At 60.5% G+C, this 22,995-nt stretch carries 19 protein-coding genes; 5 read left to right on the top strand and 14 right to left on the bottom strand.

All coding sequences use genetic code 11. The features are described 5' to 3' along the window. Nucleotides 1-30: 30 nt before the first annotated feature. Nucleotides 31-846 carry a cyanophycinase gene (locus BEN48_RS07955; RefSeq protein WP_070734064.1) on the bottom strand — a complete coding sequence of 272 codons (816 nt, stop codon included), beginning with the start codon at nt 844-846 and terminating at the stop codon, nt 31-33. A 172-nt stretch (nt 847-1,018) separates the two neighbouring features. On the opposite strand from BEN48_RS07955, the gene mgtE reads away from it, so the two are divergent. Next, entirely contained in the window at nt 1,019-2,398 is a 1,380-nt protein-coding gene (gene mgtE, locus BEN48_RS07950; RefSeq protein WP_070734063.1) for a magnesium transporter, read from the top strand. Nucleotides 2,399-2,500: 102 nt separating this feature from the next. On the opposite strand, the gene arfB is transcribed toward mgtE, so the two are convergent. Both arfB and BEN48_RS07940 read right to left on the bottom strand, forming a co-directional pair. Continuing rightward, nucleotides 2,501-2,905 carry an alternative ribosome rescue aminoacyl-tRNA hydrolase ArfB gene (gene arfB, locus BEN48_RS07945; RefSeq protein WP_070734223.1) on the bottom strand — a complete coding sequence of 135 codons (405 nt, stop codon included), beginning with the start codon at nt 2,903-2,905 and terminating at the stop codon, nt 2,501-2,503. Between the two features lie 74 nt (nt 2,906-2,979). Further along, a complete protein-coding gene (locus BEN48_RS07940; protein WP_070734062.1) occupies nt 2,980-3,930 on the bottom strand; it encodes a 3-oxoacyl-ACP synthase III family protein in 951 nt (316 codons plus the stop codon). A gap of 356 nt (nt 3,931-4,286) precedes the next feature. Here BEN48_RS07940 and BEN48_RS07935 point away from each other — a divergent pair, with 356 nt between their 5' ends. Together BEN48_RS07935 and BEN48_RS07930 are read left to right on the top strand one after the other, a co-directional pair. Continuing rightward, nucleotides 4,287-5,072, top strand: coding sequence for an alpha/beta fold hydrolase (locus BEN48_RS07935; RefSeq protein ID WP_070734061.1), 786 nt, complete (start codon nt 4,287-4,289; stop codon nt 5,070-5,072). Nucleotides 5,073-5,145: 73 nt separating this feature from the next. Continuing rightward, nucleotides 5,146-5,856 (top strand): SAM-dependent methyltransferase, encoded by a 711-nt coding sequence (locus BEN48_RS07930; RefSeq protein ID WP_070734060.1) that lies wholly within the window; start codon nt 5,146-5,148, stop codon nt 5,854-5,856. A 48-nt stretch (nt 5,857-5,904) separates the two neighbouring features. Here the strand turns inward: BEN48_RS07930 and BEN48_RS07925 are convergent, their stop codons facing one another. The 10 genes from BEN48_RS07925 to BEN48_RS07880 form a co-directional block, all read right to left on the bottom strand. Then, nucleotides 5,905-7,206, bottom strand: coding sequence for a sensor histidine kinase (locus tag BEN48_RS07925; protein ID WP_070734059.1), 1,302 nt, complete (start codon nt 7,204-7,206; stop codon nt 5,905-5,907). A 109-nt stretch (nt 7,207-7,315) separates the two neighbouring features. Further along, nucleotides 7,316-8,713 carry a sigma-54-dependent transcriptional regulator gene (locus BEN48_RS07920; RefSeq protein WP_070734058.1) on the bottom strand — a complete coding sequence of 466 codons (1,398 nt, stop codon included), beginning with the start codon at nt 8,711-8,713 and terminating at the stop codon, nt 7,316-7,318. Nucleotides 8,714-8,806: 93 nt separating this feature from the next. After that, nucleotides 8,807-9,517, bottom strand: a complete 711-nt coding sequence (locus BEN48_RS07915) for a head GIN domain-containing protein (protein WP_070734057.1) — start codon at nt 9,515-9,517, stop codon at nt 8,807-8,809. A gap of 149 nt (nt 9,518-9,666) precedes the next feature. Beyond that, the gene (locus BEN48_RS07910; RefSeq protein WP_070734056.1) at nt 9,667-10,866 is read right to left on the bottom strand and encodes an ABC transporter permease; all 1,200 of its coding nucleotides are present in this window, start codon (nt 10,864-10,866) and stop codon (nt 9,667-9,669) included. Nucleotides 10,867-11,009: 143 nt separating this feature from the next. After that, nucleotides 11,010-12,272: an ABC transporter permease gene (locus tag BEN48_RS07905; RefSeq protein WP_070734055.1), complete on the bottom strand. Its 1,263-nt coding sequence runs from the start codon at nt 12,270-12,272 to the stop codon at nt 11,010-11,012. Nucleotides 12,273-12,381: 109 nt separating this feature from the next. Continuing rightward, nucleotides 12,382-13,050, bottom strand: coding sequence for an ABC transporter ATP-binding protein (locus tag BEN48_RS07900; RefSeq protein WP_070734222.1), 669 nt, complete (start codon nt 13,048-13,050; stop codon nt 12,382-12,384). Nucleotides 13,051-13,203: 153 nt separating this feature from the next. Continuing rightward, on the bottom strand, nt 13,204-14,661 hold the full coding sequence (locus BEN48_RS07895) for a TolC family protein (RefSeq protein ID WP_070734054.1): 1,458 nt from the start codon (nt 14,659-14,661) through the stop codon (nt 13,204-13,206). Nucleotides 14,662-14,674: 13 nt separating this feature from the next. Continuing rightward, nucleotides 14,675-15,922, bottom strand: a complete 1,248-nt coding sequence (locus tag BEN48_RS07890; RefSeq protein WP_070734053.1) for an efflux RND transporter periplasmic adaptor subunit — start codon at nt 15,920-15,922, stop codon at nt 14,675-14,677. Nucleotides 15,923-16,144: 222 nt separating this feature from the next. Further along, complete coding sequence (gene feoB, locus BEN48_RS07885; RefSeq protein ID WP_083320881.1) at nt 16,145-18,313, bottom strand: ferrous iron transport protein B; 2,169 nt, start codon at nt 18,311-18,313, stop codon at nt 16,145-16,147. A 10-nt stretch (nt 18,314-18,323) separates the two neighbouring features. Next, the gene (locus BEN48_RS07880) at nt 18,324-18,602 is read right to left on the bottom strand and encodes a FeoA family protein (protein WP_241502213.1); all 279 of its coding nucleotides are present in this window, start codon (nt 18,600-18,602) and stop codon (nt 18,324-18,326) included. A 225-nt stretch (nt 18,603-18,827) separates the two neighbouring features. Here BEN48_RS07880 and BEN48_RS07875 point away from each other — a divergent pair, with 225 nt between their 5' ends. Beyond that, on the top strand, nt 18,828-19,727 hold the full coding sequence (locus BEN48_RS07875) for a carboxypeptidase-like regulatory domain-containing protein (RefSeq protein WP_083320880.1): 900 nt from the start codon (nt 18,828-18,830) through the stop codon (nt 19,725-19,727). A gap of 107 nt (nt 19,728-19,834) precedes the next feature. On the opposite strand, the gene BEN48_RS07870 is transcribed toward BEN48_RS07875, so the two are convergent. Next, nucleotides 19,835-21,136 carry an alpha/beta hydrolase family protein gene (locus BEN48_RS07870; protein ID WP_158010125.1) on the bottom strand — a complete coding sequence of 434 codons (1,302 nt, stop codon included), beginning with the start codon at nt 21,134-21,136 and terminating at the stop codon, nt 19,835-19,837. 811 nt (nt 21,137-21,947) lie between these two features. Between BEN48_RS07870 and BEN48_RS07865 the strand changes: the two genes are divergently transcribed. Continuing rightward, nucleotides 21,948-22,802 (top strand): carboxypeptidase-like regulatory domain-containing protein, encoded by an 855-nt coding sequence (locus BEN48_RS07865; RefSeq protein ID WP_070734049.1) that lies wholly within the window; start codon nt 21,948-21,950, stop codon nt 22,800-22,802. Nucleotides 22,803-22,995 lie beyond the last annotated feature (193 nt).

Raw genomic sequence — 22,995 nt, 5'->3', positions numbered from 1 at the left:
CGGCAGCGGCCACGCAGCCACTGGCTTGGGTCAATACTCCACGCTCCGGGTCGCTACATTCAGGCGCTGGCCTGCTACCAGCAGGTGCAGCCGCAGCCCGTGCCCGCTGATGGGCTGGCCTTCGGCGATGGTTGGCAGATTATTGTGGGTGGTATCGCCGGCGTCTACCACCACCACCACTTCTTCGCCAAACACCACCGCGGGTTGGTTGGGATGCACAATAAGGCCGGTTTCTTCGCTTAGGCCGATGCCCAACAGACCGGGCTGGGCCAGCACCGCGTGCATTAAGCGGGGGTAGCGGCCCCGCTCGGCAAAGTGCTGGTCGAGAACCACGCCGGGCAGCAGGCCCAGCCCGGGCATCACCTCAACGCGGCCGCCCAACAGACTACGCCAGCCGTGGCCGTACACCAGCATGTACTCGGCCATGGCCGACGCTCCGGCGCTGGTGCCAGCCAGCACAAAGCCGTCTTCGTGCAGGTACTTGTCCTTGAGAATAGTCAGAAACTCGGTGTTAAGCAGGAACTCCGTGAGGCGCTCCTGGTCGCCGCCGCTCATGAAGACGAGCGTGGCCTTGCGCAGGCGCGCCAGCGTGGCGGGGTCGTCGGCGGGGTGGGTTTCGTCTACGCGCAGGTGCCGCACGTGCGGGCAGTCCAGTTGGTGCCAGGAGTGGGCGTAGGCGGCAGCGGTGCGCGCCGGCTGGCGTCGGGTAGCGGTGGTGAGCACCTCAATAATGGCCGACTGGCCGGGAAGGAGTCCGGCCAGCAGGGCCAGCATGGGGTCGTCGTCGCCACCGCCTAGCATGACCAGGGTGCCACGCGGTGTACCCGAAGAAGAAGTAGAAGGCATCAAAATGAATTTAAGTCAGCAAGATGGCGGTTTTGGTTACAACACAGCCATCGCCTTTATCACTTAACGGTTATTTTCGATCCAAAGCTATGCTTTAGCCCTACTTTTGTCGGGCTACTTCTCCCTCCCCTCAATCCCGCTAGCCTAGCGAAGCACCCTCCCTCCTCTTTACATGCAGCCGCAGACCGTGGAAACCATCACGTCCCTGATTCAGGAGGGCGAATTTTTCAAGCTAAAGCAGGTTCTCCGCGAGTTTCAACCCTCGGAGCTGGTCACGCTCATTGAAGAGGAAGAAGAACGAGAGCAGCTCATCATCTTCCGGCTGCTGCCCCTGAAGCTGGCTACCGAGGTGTTTGAATACCTGGACCTGGAGATTCAGCGGCACTTTCTCGACAACCTGGCCCAGGACAAGATGGCCGACATCCTCAACGAGATGTCGCCGGATGACCGGACCACCCTGCTCGAATTCCTGCCCGCCAACTTTGTGGCCGAGCTGGTGCAGAGCCTCTCGGAAGAAGAGCGCCGCGTGACCCTGCAGCTATTGGGGTATCCCGAAGAATCGGTGGGTCGCCTCATGACGCCCGACTACATTGCCATTCGCGAGACGTGGACGGTGCAGCAGGTGCTGGACTACGTGCGCCAGCACGGCGGGCAGTCCGAAACGCTGAGCATGCTCTACGTAACCGACGCGCACGGCGTGCTCATTGATGACATTCGCATTCGGGAGTTCCTGCTCTCGGCGCCCACCATTCGGGTGCGCGACCTCATGGACCGCCGCTTTGTGCAGCTCACCGCCGTGCAGGACCAGGAAGAAGCCATCGACGTATTCCGGCGCAACGACCGCAACGCCCTGCCCGTGGTCTCGGACCAGGGCATTCTGCTCGGCATTGTCACCATTGACGACATCCTGAGCATTCGCGAGCAGGAAGACACCGAGGACATGCAAAAGCTGGGCGGCTCCGAAGCCCTCGACGAGCCCTACCTGGCCACGCCCCTGCTGAGCATGCTCAAGAAACGCGCTGGCTGGCTGGTTATCCTGCTGATTGGGGAGATGTTTACGGCCACGGCGCTCAAGTCCTTCGAGCACGAAATTGCCAAAGCGGCGGTACTCACGCTCTTTATTCCGCTCATTATCAGCGCGGGCGGCAACGCCGGCTCGCAGGCCACGTCGCTCATCATTCGGGCCATGAGCCTGGGTGAGCTGAGCCTGGGCGAGTGGTGGCGCGTGATGCGCCGGGAGCTGGCCACGGGCTTCATGCTGGGGGCCATTTTGGGCGTGGTGGGCTTGTCGCGCATTCTGCTGTGGTCGAAGCTGTTTCCGGGCGAATACGGCGAGTACTACTGGGGCGTGGGCCTCACGGTGGGGGCGTCGCTGGTGGGCATCGTGCTGTGGGGTTCGCTGTGCGGCTCCATGCTACCGTTGCTGCTCAAGCGCCTCGGCGCCGACCCGGCCACTTCCTCGGCCCCCTTCGTGGCCACGCTGGTCGACGTAACCGGGGTCGTTATTTACTTCGCTTTCGCGCTGTTGTTTCTAAGCGGCACGTTGCTGTAACCTCCTTTGCCAGCGCAAAGCAATACCTATCCGAATGGTTTGCAGGCGGCTGTAATGCATCTGGCGTGACCAGTTTGACTGGTACCGGCGTTGCAGCAAGTGCTACTCTACCCGGCGGCGGTTGGCTTTTTTCTCCCCGTCTTTCTTCTTGCTTTCCAGGCGCTTGCGCACGGCGCCTTTGCTGGGCTTGGTGGCCTTACGGGGCTTGGGGCGGCGCAGGCTCTTGAGCAGCAGCTCGTGGAAGCGGGCCAGGGCAATTTCCTTGTTGCGCAGCTGGCTGCGGTCGTCCTGGGCCGTGATGAGCAGCAGGCCCTCGGCAGTAAGCTGATTGGCTACCTTTTCCAGAATCAACCCTTTTTGCGCCTCCGTTAAAACCTGCGAATCCTGCAGATGCCAGCGCAGCTCCACCCGCGACTCCACCTTGTTCACGTTTTGACCACCGGGGCCGCTCGAGCGGCTGGTTTGAAACGTTATTTCGGGCAGAAAAGCACTAGCGGGCGGCAACACAGCAGGAATGTTGAGTTTTGAGGGTTGACCGTTGCGTTGAAAATCGAAGGCATTCAACCCTCCATAATCAAAAATTAACCCTTTTTGAGCAGCATGGCACCGTAGGAATACCCACCACCGAACACGGTGATAATCACCTTATCGCCCCCTTTCAGCGTGTCCCAAACTTCTGAGAGGCCGATGGCGGCGCCGGCGCAGCCGGTGTTGCCCAGGCGGTCGATGTTGTTGACGGCCCGGCTGGGGTCGAGGCCCAGCTGCTTCACCACGTTTTTGGAGATGCGCAGGTTGGCCTGGTGCGGAATGAGGTACGTGAGGTCGGCCGTAGCAATGTGGTGCTTATCGAGCAGGGTTTGCGTCACCTTGGCCATGTACGTGCAGGCCTGCTGAAATACGTCGCGGCCGAAAGGCATCACGATGCCCTTTTCAACCGGCTTGAGGGTCACTGCTTCGTCGGCTTTGCCTACGGGCGCGGCCCCGCCCGTGATAACTTCGGTAATGTGCAGGTCGTCGGGGCTGATGCGCTCCTTGGAAAGAAGCAGCGCCGCGGCGCCGTCGCCCCACAGGTGGCCAGCCATGGTGTCCTCCTCGTTGTTGTAAGCAGTGTTGTGCTCCGTTACCACCACAATGGCGCGGGTGGCTTTGCCCATGGCAAAATAGCCTTCCACGATTTCCACGGCATTAAGCAAAGAGGAACACGCCGAGGAGATGCTGACCGTCGGAATTTCATTGATGCCGAGGTAGCGCTGCACGGCGTGAGCGGCCGTAAAAATAGTATCGTGCGGCGTGTAGGTACCCACCACGACCAAGTCGATAGAATCCTGGGCGAAGGAAGGCGCGGCGGCCAATACGGCCCGGGTGGCCTCAATGGCCATGGTGTTGGCGTTTTCGCCCGGAGCGGCTTTGCGGCGCTCCTCAATGCCGGTTCGCTCAACTATCCACTCGCTGGCAAGGCCATTCAGGCGGGTGAAGTGAGCATTGGTTACGACTGCCTCCGGGAGGTAGGCTGCCACATGATGAAGATACACAGGGTGGTGTTGGGTGGGATATTATAGCGCGCTAAACAGTCTGGCAAAGGTACGGCGCCGGGCCCCCGGCAGCCCGAATAGCCACTCATATGCCCGAATTTTACACTTTGAATGATGCTATTGGTGGCGATTTATGCACTAAACCCAGGCACTCGCCAATGCTAACCATCAGCCCCGCAGCCAGCAACGGGGCGTTGCACGCGATATGACAGCATGGATTGCCTGCTGTGAATACCAAGTAGCTTAACCAATGACCTGGGACAGGACACGGGCCTCACACGGCACCTTGGTTTACTGTTTGCACCCAGAAAAGTGCTTTCGCCGCTCACCGGCACGAGTTGCCCTAATTTTGTCCCATGTCCTCCCTTCTTCATTACCTCGACCAAGGCCAGGGCCAGCCCTTGGTTATTCTTCACGGCCTGTTCGGCACACTCGACAACTGGCAGACACTGGCCCGGCGCTGGGCTACCGAAGCCGACCTGCGCGTTATCAGCGTGGATTTGCGCAATCACGGGCGCTCCTTTCAAAGCCCGGAGCACTCCTACGACCTTATGGCCCAGGACGTGCTGGCGCTGTTCGACCACCTGCAGCTGGGGCCCGATACCTCGCTGCTGGGCCACAGCATGGGCGGCAAGGTGGCCATGCGCTTCGCCCTCGACTACCCCGACCGCCTGGCCAACCTGCTGGTGATGGACATCTCCCCACGCTTCTCCGACATGCAGCACCAGGACGACATTCTGGCGGGCCTGCAGGCCGTGCCCCTGGCCACGCTCGAAGGCCGCCAGCAAGCCGACGAGGCCATGGCCGTGCACATTCCGCATGTGGGCGTGCGGCAGTTTTTGCTCAAAAACCTCTACCGCCGCGACGACAATTCCTTTGTCTGGCGCATCAACCTGGAAACCCTGGCTTCTTCCATGGCGGCCGTGGGCGAGGAAACCACAGCCGTGCAGCCATTTCTGAAGCCCGCGCTGTTTGTGCGGGGTGGCAAGTCGAACTACATAACCGCCGAAGACAAGCTCCACAGCATCCCGGCCCTCTTCCCCAACTCGCAGGTGGAAACCGTGGTGGATGCCGGCCACTGGCTGCACGCCGAAAAACCCGAGGAGGTTTTCCAACTGGTAAAAGCCTTTGTGCAGCAGTAGAAGCGAGTAGGCGCAACTTGGGGCTGGGTTCCAAGCAGCTGGGCTGTTCCTTTGCGCGCTCAATCCACTGCTTATGCCTGCTACGCTATACCTCCTCCCTACTCCCCTGGCCGAAGACACGGCCCCACAAGTACTGCCGCCGCAGGTGCTGGCAGCCGTGGCGGCTCTGCCCTACTTCCTGGTAGAAAACGCACGCACGGCCCGCCGTTTCGTAAAAAGCGTGGCCCCGGCCCGTGTGATTGAGGACATCCGGTTCACCGTCATCGACAAGGACAGCACCGATGCTGAGGTGCGCGCCGCCTTGGTGCCGCTGGTGAAAGAGGGCATCGACGGCGGCATCCTCAGCGAAGCCGGCTGCCCCGGCATTGCCGACCCCGGCGCGGCGCTGGTGCGCGAGGCCCACCGCCTGGGTTTGCGCGTGGTGCCGCTGGTGGGGCCATCGTCGCTGCTGCTGGCCCTCATGGCGTCGGGCCTGAACGGGCAGCAGTTTGCGTTTCACGGCTACTTGCCCATCGAAAAGGCGCCGCGCATCGCGGCCATCAAAACGCTGGAGCGGGAAGGACAGCAGCGACAGCAGTCGCAGCTATTTATTGAAACACCCTACCGCAACGGATCTTTGTTCGCCGATTTGGTGGCGCACCTGCAGCCTGGCACCCGCTTGTGCGTGGCAGCAGATGTAACCGGCACGGGCGAGTTCATCAAAACCCTACCCGTGAGCGACTGGCGGCGCCTGCCAGCGCCTGAACTGCATAAGATTCCCACGGTGTTTGTGATTGGGACGTAGCGTCGTCATGCTCAGCCACTGCTCATACTGTTGTTTGCGCTCCATTACTCACCCGAAGCGGATGGTAAAAACAGTGCGGCCGTTTTTCTCTGAGTTCAGTTGAAAAGCGAATCCGTGGGCCATGAGAATGTCCCGAACCAGTGTCAGGCCGATGCCCTGGCCGTCGCGCTTGGTGCTGAAAAAGGGAGTAAAGAGTCGTTGGCTCATCTCCGGCGTGAGGCGGGGACCGTCGTTTTCGATGAACACGGCGGGCGGCTGGGTGGTGGTACGTACCCACACGTTGCCGTCGCGCCCGATGGCTTCCAGCGCATTTTTAGTGATATTGAGCAGGGCTTGCTCCAGCTGCTGGGCATCGAAATTGAGGACGAGCGGATGAGCGGGCAGCGCCAAATGCCACTTGATGCGGCGCTCTTCGCTCTGAGGCTGAAGCAGCCGGCTGATACCGCGCAGCAGGGCGTGTAAGTCGGTGGGCTGGGGCGTGGGCGGGGGCAGCCGTACCAAGTGCGCGAAGTTGGCAATGAAGTTGGCTAGCTGCGTGTTGCGCGCAATACTCACGTCCAGGGCCTGTGTGAAATCGGGTTGGTCGGTGGCGCGGAGCTGGGGGGCGTAGTGGTGGAAGCTGTGCAGAATGGAGTTGATGGCCCCGATGGAGTTGTTGATTTCGTGGGAAATCATGCGAACCAGCTTGCCGTAAGCCTCTTTTTCCTGCTGAATCAGTTCCTGCGTCAGCTCCTCCAGCATGATGAAGCGGCGCGTGAAACCGCGGTCGAGGAAGTGCGCGGCGTGGGCCCGGAACGTTTGCAGGCCGGACAGGCGCAGGGCCTGGGGCTGGTTGTCGGCGAGGCCAGCCAGCGCGGGGCCCCAGGCGCCCGGCAGTTCTGCCGGCAACTGGCCCAGCAACGCCGCGCCCGGCTGATTAAGGAACTGCTCGGCTGCGGCGTTTACGCCCTCAATGCGCCCATCAAAATCCAGAATCAGAATGCCCGCCGGTGAGGCTTGAATGAGGCGTTCGAGCAGGAAGCTCTTTTCATGCTGGCTCACCCGCTCCTGCCGCAGGGCGTCAATCATTTGATTGTACACGTGAATGAGCTGGTCCATCTCGCGCTGGCCCACGGGCACGAACTTCATCGAAAAATCCTTGGCCTCGATGGCCGCCGTGCCCGCCGCAATCAATTCAAAAGGCCGCACGAAGCCCCGGTAGAGCCGTATGGTGAGGACAATACTCACCAGAAGCAGCACCTCAGCCGCGATAAATAGCGCTGGATTGGTGGTACGCAGCTGCGCCGCCAGCGCGATAAGCACGGCGTGGATGATGAATACGAAAAGCAGAAATTGGATACGAAGCGTCATACTGATAGGAACGCGCCTCGGCACGTTCAATCGTTGAACCCGACGCGCGGTGTTCAGTTGCGGAACCCAATATGGCACGTTCAACGATTGAACGCGCCGAGGCGCGTTCCTACTCGAAGGGAATGGCGTGCTTTTCCAGCCTGCGGTATAGTGCGCCCCGGCTCAGGCCCAGGGCTTTGGCTACGCGGCTGATGTTGCCGTCGTAGTGGCTCAGTGACTGCCGAATCATGTGGGCTTCCAGCTCGTCCAGGGTCATGGTGCCGGGTGCGGGCAGTTCGCCGGGCGCGGGCGCGCGGGCGGGCAGGTGCTGGGCGTTGGCCTGAAAATCTTCGGGCCCCAGCTCTTCTTTGCCGCTGACGAGTACGGCGCGCTCCACCAGGTTTTTAAGCTCGCGGATGTTGCCGGGCAGTAGCTGCTCACGGAGCCAGTGCAGGGCGCGGGTGCTCACGCGCAGGGCCGGACGGTGGTAGGTGGCGCGCAGTTGGTCCACGAAGTGCTGGGTGAGCAGCGGCACGTCGGCGGGCCGCTCGCGCAGGGCCGGTAGGCGCACCGTAATCAGGTTGATGCGGTAGAATAGGTCTTCGCGGAATAGGCCCTGCGCCACCATCTCAGCCAGGTTGCGGTTGGTGGCGGCAATAACGCGGATGTCGAGGCGACGGGGCTTGCTATCGCCCAGCACTTCGTAGGTGCGGTCTTGCAGCACGCGCAGCAATTTCACCTGCGAAGCCAACTCCAACTCCCCAATTTCATCAAGAAAAATGGTGCCGCCGTTGGCCAGCTCGAAGCGGCCCGCGCGGTCGGTCTTGGCATCGGTAAAAGCCCCACGCCGATGCCCAAACATCTCGCTTTCAAATAACGAGGTCGAAATGCCGCCCAGGTTCACTTTCACAAACGGCTGCTGGCGGCGGTGGCTGTTCTGATGAATGGCTTCGGCAATAAGTTCTTTGCCGGTCCCACTTTCCCCCTCAATTAGCACTGACGCGTCGGTGGACGCCACCTGGCCCACGTGGCGCAGCACGTGCAGTAGTTGCGGGTCGTGGCCGATGATGCCGCCCAGGCGGTACTGCTTGTCGAGCTGGCGGCGGGTGGCAGCCGGGCTGTCGGTTTCCGGGAGGTCGGTTTCGCTAGTAGTCGGGCCGGCGTTCAGGGCCAGCACCGTGCGGATGGTTTGCAGCAGGGTTTCGTTGTCCCAGGGCTTGGTCACGAACTCGGCCGCACCCGCCTTCATGCCCTCCACGGCCAACCCGATGGAGCCCCAGCCGGTGATGAGAATCACGGGCACTTGCGGGGCCAGCACTTTCACTTCGCGCAGCAGGGCCAGGCCGTCGGCGCCAGTGGTGGCGAGGGAGAAATTCATATCCATCAGCACCAGCCGGGGCGGTGTTGCGCGCACCACGGCCAGCGTTTCGGCGGCAGTGGCCACGGCCTGCGCCTCGTAGCCCGCCTGCTTCAGCAGCAGCCTGAGGGAAGTCCGGACAGCAAGGTCATCGTCAACAATAAGCAACACGAGGTAGAAGATTAGTGGTTAGTGGTTAACGGTTAGTGGTCAGCGGGTGGCTTGTGGATGACTTTAAAAGACTAACCGCTAACCACTAATTACTTACCGTTTCTTCACGCTGCCGCCGCTGCTGGTGTGCTTGGTGATGGCCTGCGGAGAGCCGCCGTAGCGCACGTCGCCGCCGCTGGAGGCATTGGCGGTCAGCTTCTCCTGCACGGCCACGGCCACGGTGCCGCCGCTCGAAGCCGAAGCCTCGCAAGCGGTGGCCTGCAGGTTGTCGCCCTTGAATACGCCGCCGCTGGAGGCCTGCACGGTCAGGCTTTCCACCTTCCCGGTCAGGGTGGCCACCCCGCCGCTGCTCACGCGGGCCTGCACGCTTTTGGCCGTAAAATCCGGAGCCGAGACGACGGCGCCCGAACCTACTCCCAGCCGGAAATCGCCCGCGGCGTAGCCGTTTTTCACTTCTACTCTTGAGCCGCTGCCCACTTCCAGGGACGTGAGCGGAGCGGCCACAATGCTCACCCGCAGGTTGCGGGGGCGGTTGTCTTTGCTCCAGGCTTCGCTGAGCTTGTGGTCGAAGCTAATCTTGAGCACGCCGTCGCGCACTTCTGTTTTGAGGCGGGCCAGCAGCTCGGGGGTATCGGCGCTGGCTTCTACGCGCTGGGTGGGGCCCACAGCCAGGATTACCTGTACCCCGCCGGAAACATCAACGGCGGTAAAATTACCCAAAGAGCGGACTTCGGGCGCGGTTTGGGCCAGGGCGGGCACTAGGGCCAGCAACCAGAACAGAGCGAGAGCAGTGAAGTTTTTCATGCGAAAAAAGGAGAAAAGGATGAGAAAAAGAACTGCGTTTGACTACCCAGATGCGTTCCGATTGCGACGGGTTGCCCTGGCCAGCTGCAATTCCACGGTTCGCTGCCCTTTCTCATAAAATAAAGGGTAAAGCTGACTTAATCGAGCGTTTATTCTTCCCGCAGCGCCATGGCCGGCTGAATGGCCGCCGCCAGCCGGCTGGGCTGCCAGGCGCACAGCGCCGTGATGACGTACACCGCCACCGTGGCCGCCGCAATGGCCAGCAGGTAGCGCTGGGCGGGCAGGTCGAAGGCACCCAGCAGCGGAAACTGCACGGCCAGCAGCACGCCGCCCAGCACGCCCAGCGTGGTCACGACCAGCATTTCGCCCAGAAACTGCCGGCTGATGCTGGCCCCGGTAGCACCCATTGCCCGGCGCAGCCCAATTTCGGCCCGGCGCTGGCTGATGTTGTACCAGAGCACGCCAAAAAGCCCCAGCGCCACATTCACAATAAGAAACAGGCCCATGATGGACAGGCCTACCACCGGCACCAGCGTGTAGCGGCGCTTACTAAGGCGGTCGTCGTTCATCACGCGCACTTCGGTGGTCCACTGGCGGGTGACGCCGGCCACGGTGCGGGCAATTTTTTCCTGGAGCTCGCCGCCTTGGCCGGGGGCCACGCGCACCAGCACGTTGGCCGTTTCCCAGTGGGTGGTGTCGTAGGGCAAGAGGCGCAGCCATACAGCGGGCTCAGCCGCGTTGAAGTCGCTGGACATGCGCACGTTCTCGACCACGCCCGTTACTAGAAATTCATTTTCGGGCTTGATTTCGGCACCGGGCACGCCGTAGGTAAATACCTTGCCCAGGGCCGGCGCGTCGCCAAACAGGCTCTCGCGCAGGTCTTGGCTGATAACCACAGGGCGGTGGTTGCTGCCGTCGTCGGTGGGCGCAAACCAGCGGCCCTCGCGCAGCTGCAGCTGCATGGCGGCGGCGTAGTGGTCGTCGGCATCGTATACATTGGTCGTTGGCGACTCCTTGCCTTTATAGCGAAATATTGAATTATTGGTGTTGAAGATGAAGGGCATGTTGCCGCTGGTGAGGGCCACGGTTTGCACGCCGGGCAGGGCTTTTACCTGCCGCAGCACGTCGTCCAACTCGGCGCGAGGCATCTCCAGGCCCTGCCCGGCGCGCACTTCTAGCCGCCACACCTGTTCGTAGTCGAAGCCGTGCGGCGCCAAGTAGTTCTTGGCTGTGGTGATGAGCACGGCGCTCACCCCAAACAGCACCACGAAAGAGAAAAACACTTCGGATATCAGCAGCAGATTGGCACGCTTGCGGTTCCAGATAAGGGTGAATAAGTGGCGTAGCATGTGGTGGAAATAAGAAGGGAACAAAAAGTGCCATGATGCTGAGCGCCGCCGAAGCATTACGCGTGTGGTAGTAATCATTTACTGTCGCAGTAGAGATGCTTCGGCGCGCTCAGCATGACGTTCTCTCCGCGTTATTCTTTCACTCACTTCTGGTCACCACCGCCGCGCAGGGCCACCACGGGGTTGAGGCGCGACATTTTCCACGCCGGGTACACGCCGCTCATCAACCCAAAAACCAGGGTGAGTAGCATGCCCCAGCCAAATACCCGCCAGCTCAGCGAGAAGTGCGCGTAGGCAATGGGGTAGGCGTCGTTGACCAGCGCCAGCGCGCCGGCGGCCAGCCCCAGGCCCAGCAGTCCGCCCACCAGAGCCAGCGCCACGTTTTCAACCAGAAACTGCCCCACCAAATCGTGTCCCGTCGCCCCAAAGGCCTTGCGCACGCCAATTTCGCCCGAGCGCTCCAGAATGCGCGTCACGTTCAGGTTCACTAGGTTCAGGGCCGGCAGCAGCATAAACAGCAGCGCCAGCCCGCCGCATATCAGGTAAAAAGCTTCCAAGTTATCGTCGTCAACGCTCTGGTCTTTGTGGTTGAGCATGGCACGAGTGAAACTGGCCAGAATGGGGTCGGCATAGGAAAAAAGCGCTTTTACCTCCTTCGGGTTAGGGATTTCTACCCGGCGCATCATCTGGCGGTATTCTTCGCGCACCGCCGGCACCGCCGCGGCCGAAGGGGCAAGCATCACCACCAGAAACTCCCCGCTGATGCGGTTGTCCTTGTAGTATTGCGGGCTCAAGGTATAGGGAACCCACACGTCGGCATAGGCAAAGATGTGCGCGGCCGACACGTTGTGCACCACGCCGGCTATGCGGTAGCTTTTCAAGTCAATTTCGATGGTGCGGCCCACCACGTCGGCAGTGCCAAAGTAGCCGCGAGCGGTGGCCTCATTCAGCACGCATACGTGCTGGGCGGCTTTTACCTCGGCCTCGGTGAAGGCCCGGCCACCTAAAAAGTCAAAGTCCATGATTTGCCAGAAATTGCCGTCCGTGTATGATAGGTCAAGCGGCAGCAACTTGCTCTTGGTGAAGGCAGTGGCGTTGGAAGCACCCGTGCTAATGCCCACTTTTGCGGGCGTTTTCATCCTCCGCACGTAGTCGTCCACGAAGTGAATGCTGGCCGGCATGTTCATCCAGCCGCGGCCGTCCACTATTTCGTGCCTGATGCTGTTAACGAAGAGCATCTGTTCCACGCGCTTGGCAGGAGTGCTAGGCCCCACCAAGTGGTCGAACATAGCCATCACCACCAGCAAAATCATCAGCGTGAAGCTGACACCAAAAAGGCTGATGAAGGCGAAGAACTTGCGGCGCATGAGCACCTTCCAGGCAATTTTTAAGTAAGAGAAAAGCATCTTTTTTAATTATGAGTTATGAATTACGAGTTATGAATTCTTTAAAGCCCACTGAATGAAGACGTACTGCCCCAATTCATAACTCGTAATTCATAACTCATAATTAAAATCACCCCACTTGGCTGCCGTCGAAGAAGCGTACTACGCGCTGCGTTTTGAGGGCCTGCTGCTCGTCGTGGGTCACCATCACGATGGTCACGCCATCCTGGCGGTTGAGGCCCAGGAGCAGGTCCATAATTTCCTCGCCCATCACCGAGTCGAGGTTGCCGGTGGGCTCGTCGGCCAGAATGATTTCGGGGCCGCCGGCCAGGGCCCGCGCTATGGCCACCCGCTGCCGCTGCCCGCCCGAGAGCTGTCCGGGGAAGTGCCCGGTGCGGGCGCCCAAGCCCACTTTGTCGAGCGCGGCCAGGGCCCGCTGCCGGCGCTCCTTGCCGCCCATGCCGGGCCGGTAGAGCAGCGGCACTTCCACGTTGTCCACCACCGACAGGTCGTTTATCAAATGGTAGCTCTGGAACACGAAGCCGATTTTGAGGTTGCGCAGCCCGGCCAATTCCCGGTCGGAGTAGGAGGTCACCAGCCGGCCGTCCACGGCGATGGTGCCGCTGGTGGGCTCATCGAGCAGCCCCATGAGGCTGAGCAGCGTGGACTTTCCGCAGCCGCTGGGCCCCATAATGGACACAAATTCGCCCCGGTTAATGGTCAGATTCACCCGGTTCAGCGCCACCGTTTCAATGGTGCTGGTCTGGTACACCTTCTCGATGTTGGTGAGCTGAAGCACCGGCGTTCCCCCAGCAGCCGGGCTGGTCAGAAGCGGCTGCGGGCGGGATTGAGTTGGGGTGGCGAGCAGGTTTTCCATGAGAAAAAGAGAGATAAGCAGAAGCCGAAAGATGCAGAAAAGGTGTGAAAAGCGCGGGCAACAAATAAGTCTTAATCAGCGAATAGCCACGATGGGTGCCTGTTTGTCAAAGTCGTAGAGCGTAAGGGCGCGCAGGCGGTAGTGCGCCACCCAACACGCCCGCAACGCAAAAATGCGGTTACGCTTGGCGCTGTCCTTGGCGTTGGAGGCCAGGCTCAAATCAGTCAGGCTGAGGCGGCCCAGCAGGTAGGTGGCCCGCGTGATGTCGTAGCGGCGCTGGGCCAGCGAATCGGCCCGCTCGGCGAGACGCAGCTGCTCGGCCAGGGCCGCAAACTGGCTGGCTTGCGTGAGCACGGTTTGCTCGAAGCTGCGCTCCTCCTGGGCCATGGCGCGCTGCTCCTGCTCGCGGGTCAGCTCGGCGGTTTTCACGATGGCTTTGCGGCGGCTCCAATCCACGAGAGGGGCGGAAAATACCAGGCCTACCTGTTGCTGATTTTGCAGGTTGGCGTAGGTATCGGTGAAAGAAGTGGCCTGGTTCACGTAGCCCAGGTTGGCCGTGAGGGTGGCCCGGAAGCCGGTGGTGCCGCGGGCCTGGGCCACGTCGCGCTCGGCCTGCAGCAGCCGGCGCCGGAAGGCCAGTGTGGTGCTGCGGTGCAGCCGGGCCTGCTCCAGGGCGCGGGCTGGCGCCACCACTGGCTGCGGCGCCGGGGCCGGCTCAGCCAGGGCCGGGGCCTCGGCCAGACCGGTGTAGGCTTGCAGCTCCACGGTCGCGTTCTGAGCGTTGAGCTGGGCCTGCGTCTGGGCCTGGCGAGCGTCAAGCAGGTTTAGCTCCAGCTGCAGCAAGTCGCTCTGCGAGAGCCGCCCCAGCCGGAACCGCTCTTGGCCAATGCGCAGCAGTTCGGCGGTGGCTTCGGCATTCTGGCGGGCTACTTCGGCATTTACCTGCTCCAGCAGCACATCAAAATACAGCTCCGTGACGCGCTGGGCAATGGTTTCGCGCGCTTCTACGTACTCGCGCTGGCTTTCCTGGTAGCGCAGCGGCTCCAGGCGCCGTGCCCAGCGCAGACCATTGAATTGGCCCAGCGGCTGCGCGAGACCCACGGTGAAGGGCTGGTTGTTGTAGCGCCGCAGCTGGCCATTGAAATCATCGAACCGCTGCACCACCGACCCCACGAACACCTGCCCACCGGTGAGGCCAATGTTCTGGCTCAGCGTCAGACCCAAATCCGAGTTGTTGATGCGTACCGACTGGAAGCTGGTGGTACCATCGGGCTGCACCACCGGCGCAATGGCCCGGCTGAAATTGGGCAGCGTGCCCTGCATGCCCAGCTGCGGCCGATAGTTAGCCTGGTAGCCACGCCAAGCCCAGTAGCTGGTTTCGCGGGTAGTGTAGGCCTGCCGGCCCACCGCCGACTGGTCGAGCGCCAGGGCAATCACGCCGTCCAAAGTAAGGCCGTTGGCGTAGGGTTGGGCACCGGCCGGCGGCCTCAGCAGCGCCAGCAACCCAAGCAGAAAAAGGAGTCGAAGTTTCATCACCGGGCGGTTGTTATTCCTTAATAAGAAGCTCCGGCGTTTCGGCGTGGCTTTTCATGTCCGACACCACGACCTCATCGCCAGCCAGCAGGCCGTCAAGGATTTGCACGTGGTCGAAGTTGCTGTCGCCAAAGCGCACGGTGCGGCGCACGGCCTTGCCGTTTTGCACTACGTACACGGCCTGCTCCTTGCCGCCCTGGTAAAACGGGCCGTTTTTCAGGCGCAGCACGCCGTGGTGGGCGCGGGTCACCACGAACACATCGGCTCGCAGGTTAGGTCGTAGCACCGCGTGCCGGGGGGTTTCGAGGCGCGCGTAAAACGTGAGCACGCCTTTGTCCACACTCGGACTGATACTGGCAACGCTGCCGCGCAAATCGGTTTCGTTGATGCGCACTACCACCGGGTCGCCGGCGTGCAGGGCATCGGCGTAGGTGTCCGAAATGGTGGCCCGCACCCGGAAGCTGCTCAGGTCGGCCACGCGGGCCAGCGGGTCGCCGGCCTGCACCGTAGCGCCAATGCTCTCGTTTACCCACGTGAGCACGCCTGTCTGCTGGCTGCTGATGTTGGCCTGCCGCAGCTTGCTGGCTAACTCCGAAATGCTGCGCTGCTGCATCGACACGGTATAGCCCAGCTCGCGCACATCGGCAGTGTTGGAGCGCTGCTGGGTCTGAATCTGGCGGGTCAGGCGTTGGGATTCGAGTTGGGCCACGGCCAGGTTCAGCTCGGCCTGGCGCACGCTTTCGGCAGTGCCACCGCCCAGCTGCAACAGCTGCTGCTCGTCGCGCAAAGTCGATTGCAGACTACGCAGCTTCACGGCCTGCACCTGGGCCTGCACCCGCAGGTCGTTGAGACTGCGTTCCAGGGTCAGCTGCAGCTGCGAGTTTTTGTTCTGGTTGCGCAGTTGCTCGTCGTCGAGCTTGGCCAGGGCCGAATTGGCCAGTTCCTTGTCCAGTTCCAGAATGGTTTGGCCGGGCTTCACCTCGTCGCCCACCGCCACCGGTACCCGACGAATCGTACTCTGAATGGGACTGGTTAGCACCGCTTCCCGGCCCGGAATAATGGTGCCCGCCGCCGTGAGCGAAGCTTCCACATCGCCAGTTTCGACCCGCGCCGTCAGAATGTCGTTGCGGCTGATGCTGGGTTTTAGAACCGTGCGGAAGGCCAGCACCGCCACCAACAGCGCCAATACTATGCCCGCCCCCAGCAGCCAGCGGCGCCGCTGTCGCTGAGATTGAATTGATGGGGCAATGGCTCTGTCCATTTTCGGGCGGTAGTGGGTATGATTCCACTAGTTATTGCCAATCGTCATGCCATTCGTGTATAATTCTGTTTTTCAGCTAATTGGGTAAAATATCAATCTAAATACCCACCAAAAACTTGTCCGATTGCGGACACTGTGGCGATAACCGGACAGTCGTGGTTGATTGGGCGAAGCCCTTTCATTGTGCGGGCGTGCTCGGGCGCCAACCAGGCAACGCCCTCGCTACGCCAGCACCTGGTACACCACGAAAGCCGCCGCATAGGCCAACCCGGTCATGTACACCAGTTGGGCCGTGGGCCACTTCCAGCTTTTGGTTTCGCGGTACGTTACGGCCAGTGTGCTCATGCACTGCATGGCAAACACGTAGAACACCAGCAGTGAAAACGCCCGCGCCGACGTGAAAAACGGCTGCCCGTTCTCGTCTTTCTCGGCCCGCAGCTTGTCTTGCAGCGTGCCCATGTCGGCGTCCTGCCCCACGCTGTAGATGGTGGAAATGGTGCCCACAAACACCTCCCGCGCCGCAAACGAGGTGAGCAGCGCAATGCCAATCTTCCAGTCGTAGCCCAGCGGGCGGATGGCTGGTTCCAGGGCTCGGCCAAACGAGCCGGCGAAGGAGTTCTCGAGGCGAGCCGAGGCCACGCGGCGGCTGGCTTCCTCCTCGTTCCAGCCCTGGGTGGCTACCTGCTGGCGCACCTGGGCTTCGGCGGTTTCCTGCTGCTGGCCGGGGCCGTAGGTGGCCAGCACCCACAGCAGCACCGAAATGGCCACAATCACCTTGCCCGCCTGCATCACAAAGGCCTGCACTTTTTGGTAGATGGTCAAGCCCACGTTTTTCCAGCGCGGCCACTGATACACCGGGAACTCCATGATGAAATAGCTGCGCTCTCGGGCTTTGAGCACGATTTTCAGCGCCCAGGCCGAGCCCAGGGCCGAAAACAAACCCAGCAGGTACAGTCCCATGAGCGTGACGCCGCGCAGGTTGAAAATGCCCCACGCGGCCTGGTCGGGCACCACCAGCGCCACCAGCACCGTGTACACCGGAATGCGCGCCGAGCACGACATGAGCGGCGTCACGAAAATGGTTATCATCCGGTCTTTCCAGCTCTCGATGGTGCGGGCGCCCATAATGGCCGGCACCGCGCACGCCAGCCCCGATATCATGGGCACCACACTTTTGCCGCTGAGGCCAAACGGCCGCATCAGCTTGTCCATCAAGAACGTAACACGGGCCATGTAGCCCGTTTCCTCCAGCACGGCCAGGAAGCCGAACAGCAGGGCTATCTGCGGGATGAATATCAGCACCCCGCCCAGGCCCGCGAGTACGCCCTCGGTGAGCAGGCGCACCAGCGGCCCGTCGAAATTGTCCTGAATGGTGGCACTCAGGGACGAAATGCCCTGGTCAATCCAATCCATGGGGTACTGCGCCCAAGCAAAAATGGCTTGAAACAACAGGAACAGAATGCTGAGAAAAATCAGGTAGCCGCCAATGCGGTGGGTCAGCACCTTGTCGATGCGGTTGCTAATCGGCTCGCGGGTTTCGGTGCGCGTCACCGTCACGGTTTCGAGCAGAATTTCGTTGATGCGGCCGTAGCGGGCGATGGTTTCGGCGGCCTGCCGCGCAGTGGCGTCGAACTCGTACTTGTGCGTCAGCTCCTGCAGGTACGCCTTATCATCAGCGCTCAGGAAGCCGATGTGGCGGTACTGCTGGGCGTAGTGCAGGGCCAGGTAGTCGTTGTGCAGGTCGAAGTAGTAGCGGATTTGCCGCACCAGCGGCAGCAGCGTTTCATCGGGCTCCCAGAAGCGTTCCGGTGCCGCATCCAGTCGCTGGGCCATCACAATCTTGAGGGCCGCCACGCCAATGCCCTTGCGGGCGTTCATTGGGATTATGGGCACGCCCAGCTCCCGTTCCAGCGCCGGCAAGTCGATGCGGATGCCGTGGCGCTCGGCCACGTCCATCATGTTCAGGGCCAGCACGGCCGGCAGGCCCAGGTCGCCGAGCTGGGTGAAGAGCAGCAGGCTGCGGCGCAGGTTGTTGGCGTCCACGGTCACCACCACAAAATCGGGGTAGTTGCCGGCGGCCCGGTCGTAGAGCAGGTCCGTAATCACCTTCTCGTCCAGGCTCTTGGGGTAGAGCGAGTACGTGCCCGGCAGGTCCACAATCTCGGCCTGCTGCACCGGCGTGAGCTGCGCAAAGCCCGATTTGCGGTCCACGGTCACGCCCGGAAAGTTGCCCACCTTCTGATTGAGCCCGGTGAGTTGGTTGAATAACGAAGTCTTGCCGCTGTTGGGGTTGCCAATGAGGGCAATGCGCAACGGCCGCGGGCTGGTAGCCGGGCCGGCCAGCGGGGCGAGGGACTCGGCCGTCGCGGGGTTGCTCTCTATCGCCGCCATACGCTGCGCCTTATTCTTTCAATAAAATTGTAGCGGCCTCACTGGCCCGAACCGACAGCGTGTATTCCTGGTCGCCGAGCACCAGCATAAGCGGGTCGCCCAGCGGCGCCCGGCCGCTCAGGCGCACCTGCACGCCCGGCACGCACCCCATTTCCAGCAGCTTGAGCGCCATTTCGGGGTCTTCGAGACAGCAAATGGTCCCGGCTTCGCCCAGACGCAGGTCTTTGGCGGTGCGGCGGGCGGCCACACCAGCAGCAACAAGCGGGGAGGAATTGCGGAAGAATGCCACGGGCAGGAAAGAGGAGAAAGCTTATTTAGAAAGAATACAAACAAAGGTACACCACCAAACGCTTACCGCCTTCCAAGAGTTTTTTTGGTCCGGTATTATGTGCACTTCATCGACTAATTCGCACACATTACACTTCTGGATTAAAGCAAGGTTTGCCAGTGCTAATATTTTCTGATAACTTTCTGCCGGCAATTTGTAATTTTGTGCACTCTGCCTTGCACCTATATGTTAATGCGCTTACTCCTCATAGTATTATTCATAGTCAGTACTACAACTTCCGGTTGGGCTCAGCAGCTTCAAATCAAGGGAGTTATTGTGGATAAAGACACGAAAGAACCCCTGCCGTTCACCTCTGTCGGACTGAAAAACGAGCAGATTGGTGCGCTCAGCAACGAGCACGGGCAGTTCATGGTGCCGGCCCCTACCAAGAATGCCACCGACTCCCTCATCGTAACCGCGCTGGGCTATGCACGCCAGGCGGTGCTGGTGAAGCGGGGTGCCAGCTTGCCCACCCTGACCATTGAGGTGCCCCGGCGGGCCGTGGCCCTGGGCAACGTGGTGGTGAAGGCAGGCAAAATCAAAAACCTGGGCCTGGGCGCCAAAAGCGACAACCCGGGCGAAGGCATGATTCAGGGCCTCCCCGGCAGCCAGTACGCTTTCTTCGTGAAAAACGACAAGAAAAAACGCCTCGGCAACGTGCGCACGGTGTCGTTCTACATCGGCGAAAACGGCTTTCCCCGCGAGCCATTCCGCGTGCGTCTCTACAAAGCCGATGGCAACTACAACGCCCCCAACACCGACTTGCTCACCGAAAACGTAGTGGTGTCGGCGCCCCAGGGCGGCCAGTGGTACACCGTCGACCTCACCCCCTACAACATCATGGCGCCCGAAGAAGGCTTCTTTGTGGCCATGGAATGGGTGGTGAGCGGCGACAAGTTCTTCGCTACCAATTTCATGGACGACTACACGCCCTACGGTCAGATTATGCGGCCCACCTTCGAGTTTAAAGAGAGCCGCACCTGGAACTACTCCATGGGCAAAGGCTGGAGCCTTATTACCGCCGCCAACGGTCAGGGCCTGCGTTACAACGCCATGATTAAGGCCGAGGTTGACATGATTAAGTAAGCCTGTCCCGCCTGGGCCGGACAGGCCCAGCGCAACAAAAACAGAGACGGCCCCGCTCCCAAGCGGGGCGTCTCTGTTTTTGAACCCAATCATCAACAAAAGAGGCCTTATTTCTTTACCATCAGCCCCATTATCCATTCCCGCATCGTTTCCTGGGCAACTGCCGAAAACAATGGCTTCATTTCCCCATTCATAAGGGTCCACTCCGTTTTGGGCGGCTGGAACAGGTGGTTTACTCCAGGCAGCCGCTTGGCGGTGGTGCTGTGATTGAAGCTGCGCAACTCCTTTTCCAACTGGGTTTGGTGCAGGTCCGCCGGAGCTTCCAGGTCGCTGGTACCGCTCAGCAGCAGCACCGGGCAGCGTATCTGGTCGAGCTGCTCAATTGGGTCGAAGGACAGGAAGTAACGGTGCCACGGGGTGAGGAGGTGCCGGGCGGCGGCCTGTGCAGCCGAGGCATCAAGGGCGGGCTGGTCCTGCCGGAGCATGTTGCTCACAATGGAGAGAGCCTGCGCCGGGGCGGTCAGCCGAATGATGTCGTACATGGTGCGCTTGCGCTCGTAGGCGGCCTGTACCAGCGCAGGGCTCAGCTTGCTGGCTTTGTGCAGCGCCACTTGCTGTTCCAGCAGCGTTTGCTGCCCGGTAAGGCCGTAGCCCGCCAACGATACCACAAAGGCGGGCGGCAATGGCTGGCCAGCCGCGAGCAGGGCCACGTTGGCGCCCTCGCCGTGCCCTATCACGCCAATGCGGCTGATGTTGATTTCAATCCGCGCGCGCAGAAAATTGACGGCCGCCTGCACATCACTCACCAGGGCCTGCGTGGTAGCCGTTTCGGTGCTGCCCTCCGACTGGCCCACGCCACGGTCGTCGTAGCGCAGCACGGCAATGCCCCGGCGGGTGAGGTAGTCGGCCAGCGAGCCCATCATGTGGTAGTTGCCCACGGTGCCGTCGCGGTCCTGCGCGCCCAGGTCGCTCACCAGCACCACGGCCGGAAAAGGGCCCGGCCCGGCTGGCACCGTCAGCATGCCGCTCAGGTTCAGGCGCGACATCGGGTTGGTGAACACGATTTCCTCTTCGCGGTACGGTGGCGCCAAGCGGGTACCGGGGCCCGAGGTAGTGGGCATCGGCGAGTAGCGCAGCAGCACTTTTGACTGTACGCCGGCCTGGGTCCACACGCCCACCATCTCGCGTTTAACGGTATCAAGCAGGGCGGCGTAGCGGCTACCAGCCGCTGGCATCCGCATCAGCACCGAATCGCCACGCACCGTGATTTCGGTGGGCATGCGGCCTACTTTTTGGGCGGGCACATCCAAAGCCGCGAAATACCTGCCGTTTGCCAGCGGCACGATGCTGATGGTTACATCCAGCTCGCCACCTAGCAATGGCAGGCTTCCCTTCCATATTCCTCCCAAAGAAAATCCTTCTGCTCTGGGCGTACCTGCACTGGCTTCCGTGCTCCCATTGCACAGCAAGCACAACAGCACGAGAACCGAAATCAAACCCCTCATCATCTTATAACCGCATTAAATTGAATTATGGCACCCTAAAGGTACGCACTCATCGCCGCCGGCATCAATGCAACAAGATGAGGTTGTTGCATTGATGCCGGCGGCGATGCGTAGCCAGAAGCAGCTCCAGAGGGATTAGGTAGGCGCCGCGAGCATTTTGGTGCGCTCCCCGCCACGTGCGTCCCACACCGTTAGGGTTAGCTATGTTTTGCGTGTACCTCCTGCAGGCCTGTGCCTGCCGATGCATATTTCGCGATGCCATAGGAGCCCGCCGGCGCTACACTCCACCGCATTATAATCCTATTCCAGGGGACGGGCAGCCCCCCGCAATACCAGGCACTAGTACAAAGTCAAAGAAAAATAAGGGGAAAGTTTTTTAGCTGAACGACTTTAACTCACAGTAGGACAAAAAACCCCCATCCATAAGCTCACGGCGATTTCCCACGCCCTTTTTATTGTAACAGTCATGTCGTTAGCTTAGTAATAATTAGCCAAACAAAACAGCTATAGCATAGATTAATAGAAATAAAATCACAGCACATTCGTTACGGCTGTGTTTTTATTTTGCTACCAGTAAATCATTTACTACGCTCATTACTCAGAGATGGCGATATAATGACAGAGAATTTGTAAATTTGCCAGTCTACCATTCATTATATTATTTTCGACAATGATGAAACGCTTACATTTTCTTGCTTTATGGGTTCTATTGCTATTGCCCGCACTTAGCTGGGCGCAAGAAAACCGTATTACGGGCCGCGTGGTAGATGCCAAAACCAAAGACCCTGTTCCCTTTGCTTCCATTGGCCTGCGCGAGGAAGGGACCGGCGCTCTTACCAATGAGTACGGCTATTTTCAGCTGGCTGGCTTGGAAAAAAACAGCCAGGACTCCCTGATTGTGATGACTCTGGGCTACGAGCGTAGCGCTGTGTTCATCAAGCGTGGCAGCACCGAAGACCTTATCATTGAGCTCAAGAAGCGCACGGTGGTTCTCGACAACGTGATGGTAAAAGGTGGCAAGCTGAAGAACCTGGAGCTCGGCTCCAAGTCCAATAGCCCCGGCGAAGGCATGATTCAGGGCCTGCCCGGCAGCCAGTACGCTTTCTTCGTGAAAAACGACAAGCAGAAGAAACTTGGCAACGTGCGCACGGTGTCGTTCTACATCGGCGAAAACGGCTTTCCCCGTGAGCCGTTCCGCGTTCGCATTTACAAAGCCGATGGCAACTACAACGCCCCCAACACCGACCTGCTCACCGAAAACGTAGTGGTGTCGGCTTCCCGCGGTGGCGAATGGTACACCATCGACCTGAGCACCTACAACATTGCTGCTCCGGAAGAAGGCTTCTTTGTGGCCATGGAATGGATTGTGGGCGGCGACAAGTTCTACACCACCAACTTCATGGACAACTACACGCCCTACGGCCAGATTATGCGGCCTACCTTCGAGTACAAGGAAAGCCGCACCTGGAGCTACACCATCGGCAAGGGCTGGAACCTGCTCACGCTGGCCAACGGCCAGGGCCGGCGCTACAACGCCATGATTAAGGCCGAAGTGGACATGATTAAGTAGGGTACTGCTTTGCAGCCTATGCTCTTCAGCACTTCCATAGTATAATCTCAGCTATCACAAAAGAAGAGGCCCTGCTCACAAGCAGGGCCTCTTCTTTTGTGATACGCCGTCGGTTGCCCAGACAAAGTAATCACGCAACCGTAGCTAAAAAGGCGGTCATGCTTTATCCGGAGCCCGCTTGTCGAAGCATCTT

It is taken from the genome of Hymenobacter glacialis, from assembly GCF_001816165.1.
Taxonomy (GTDB): Bacteria; Bacteroidota; Bacteroidia; order Cytophagales; family Hymenobacteraceae; genus Hymenobacter; species Hymenobacter glacialis.
This window is presented reverse-complemented; position numbering and strand designations above follow the sequence as displayed.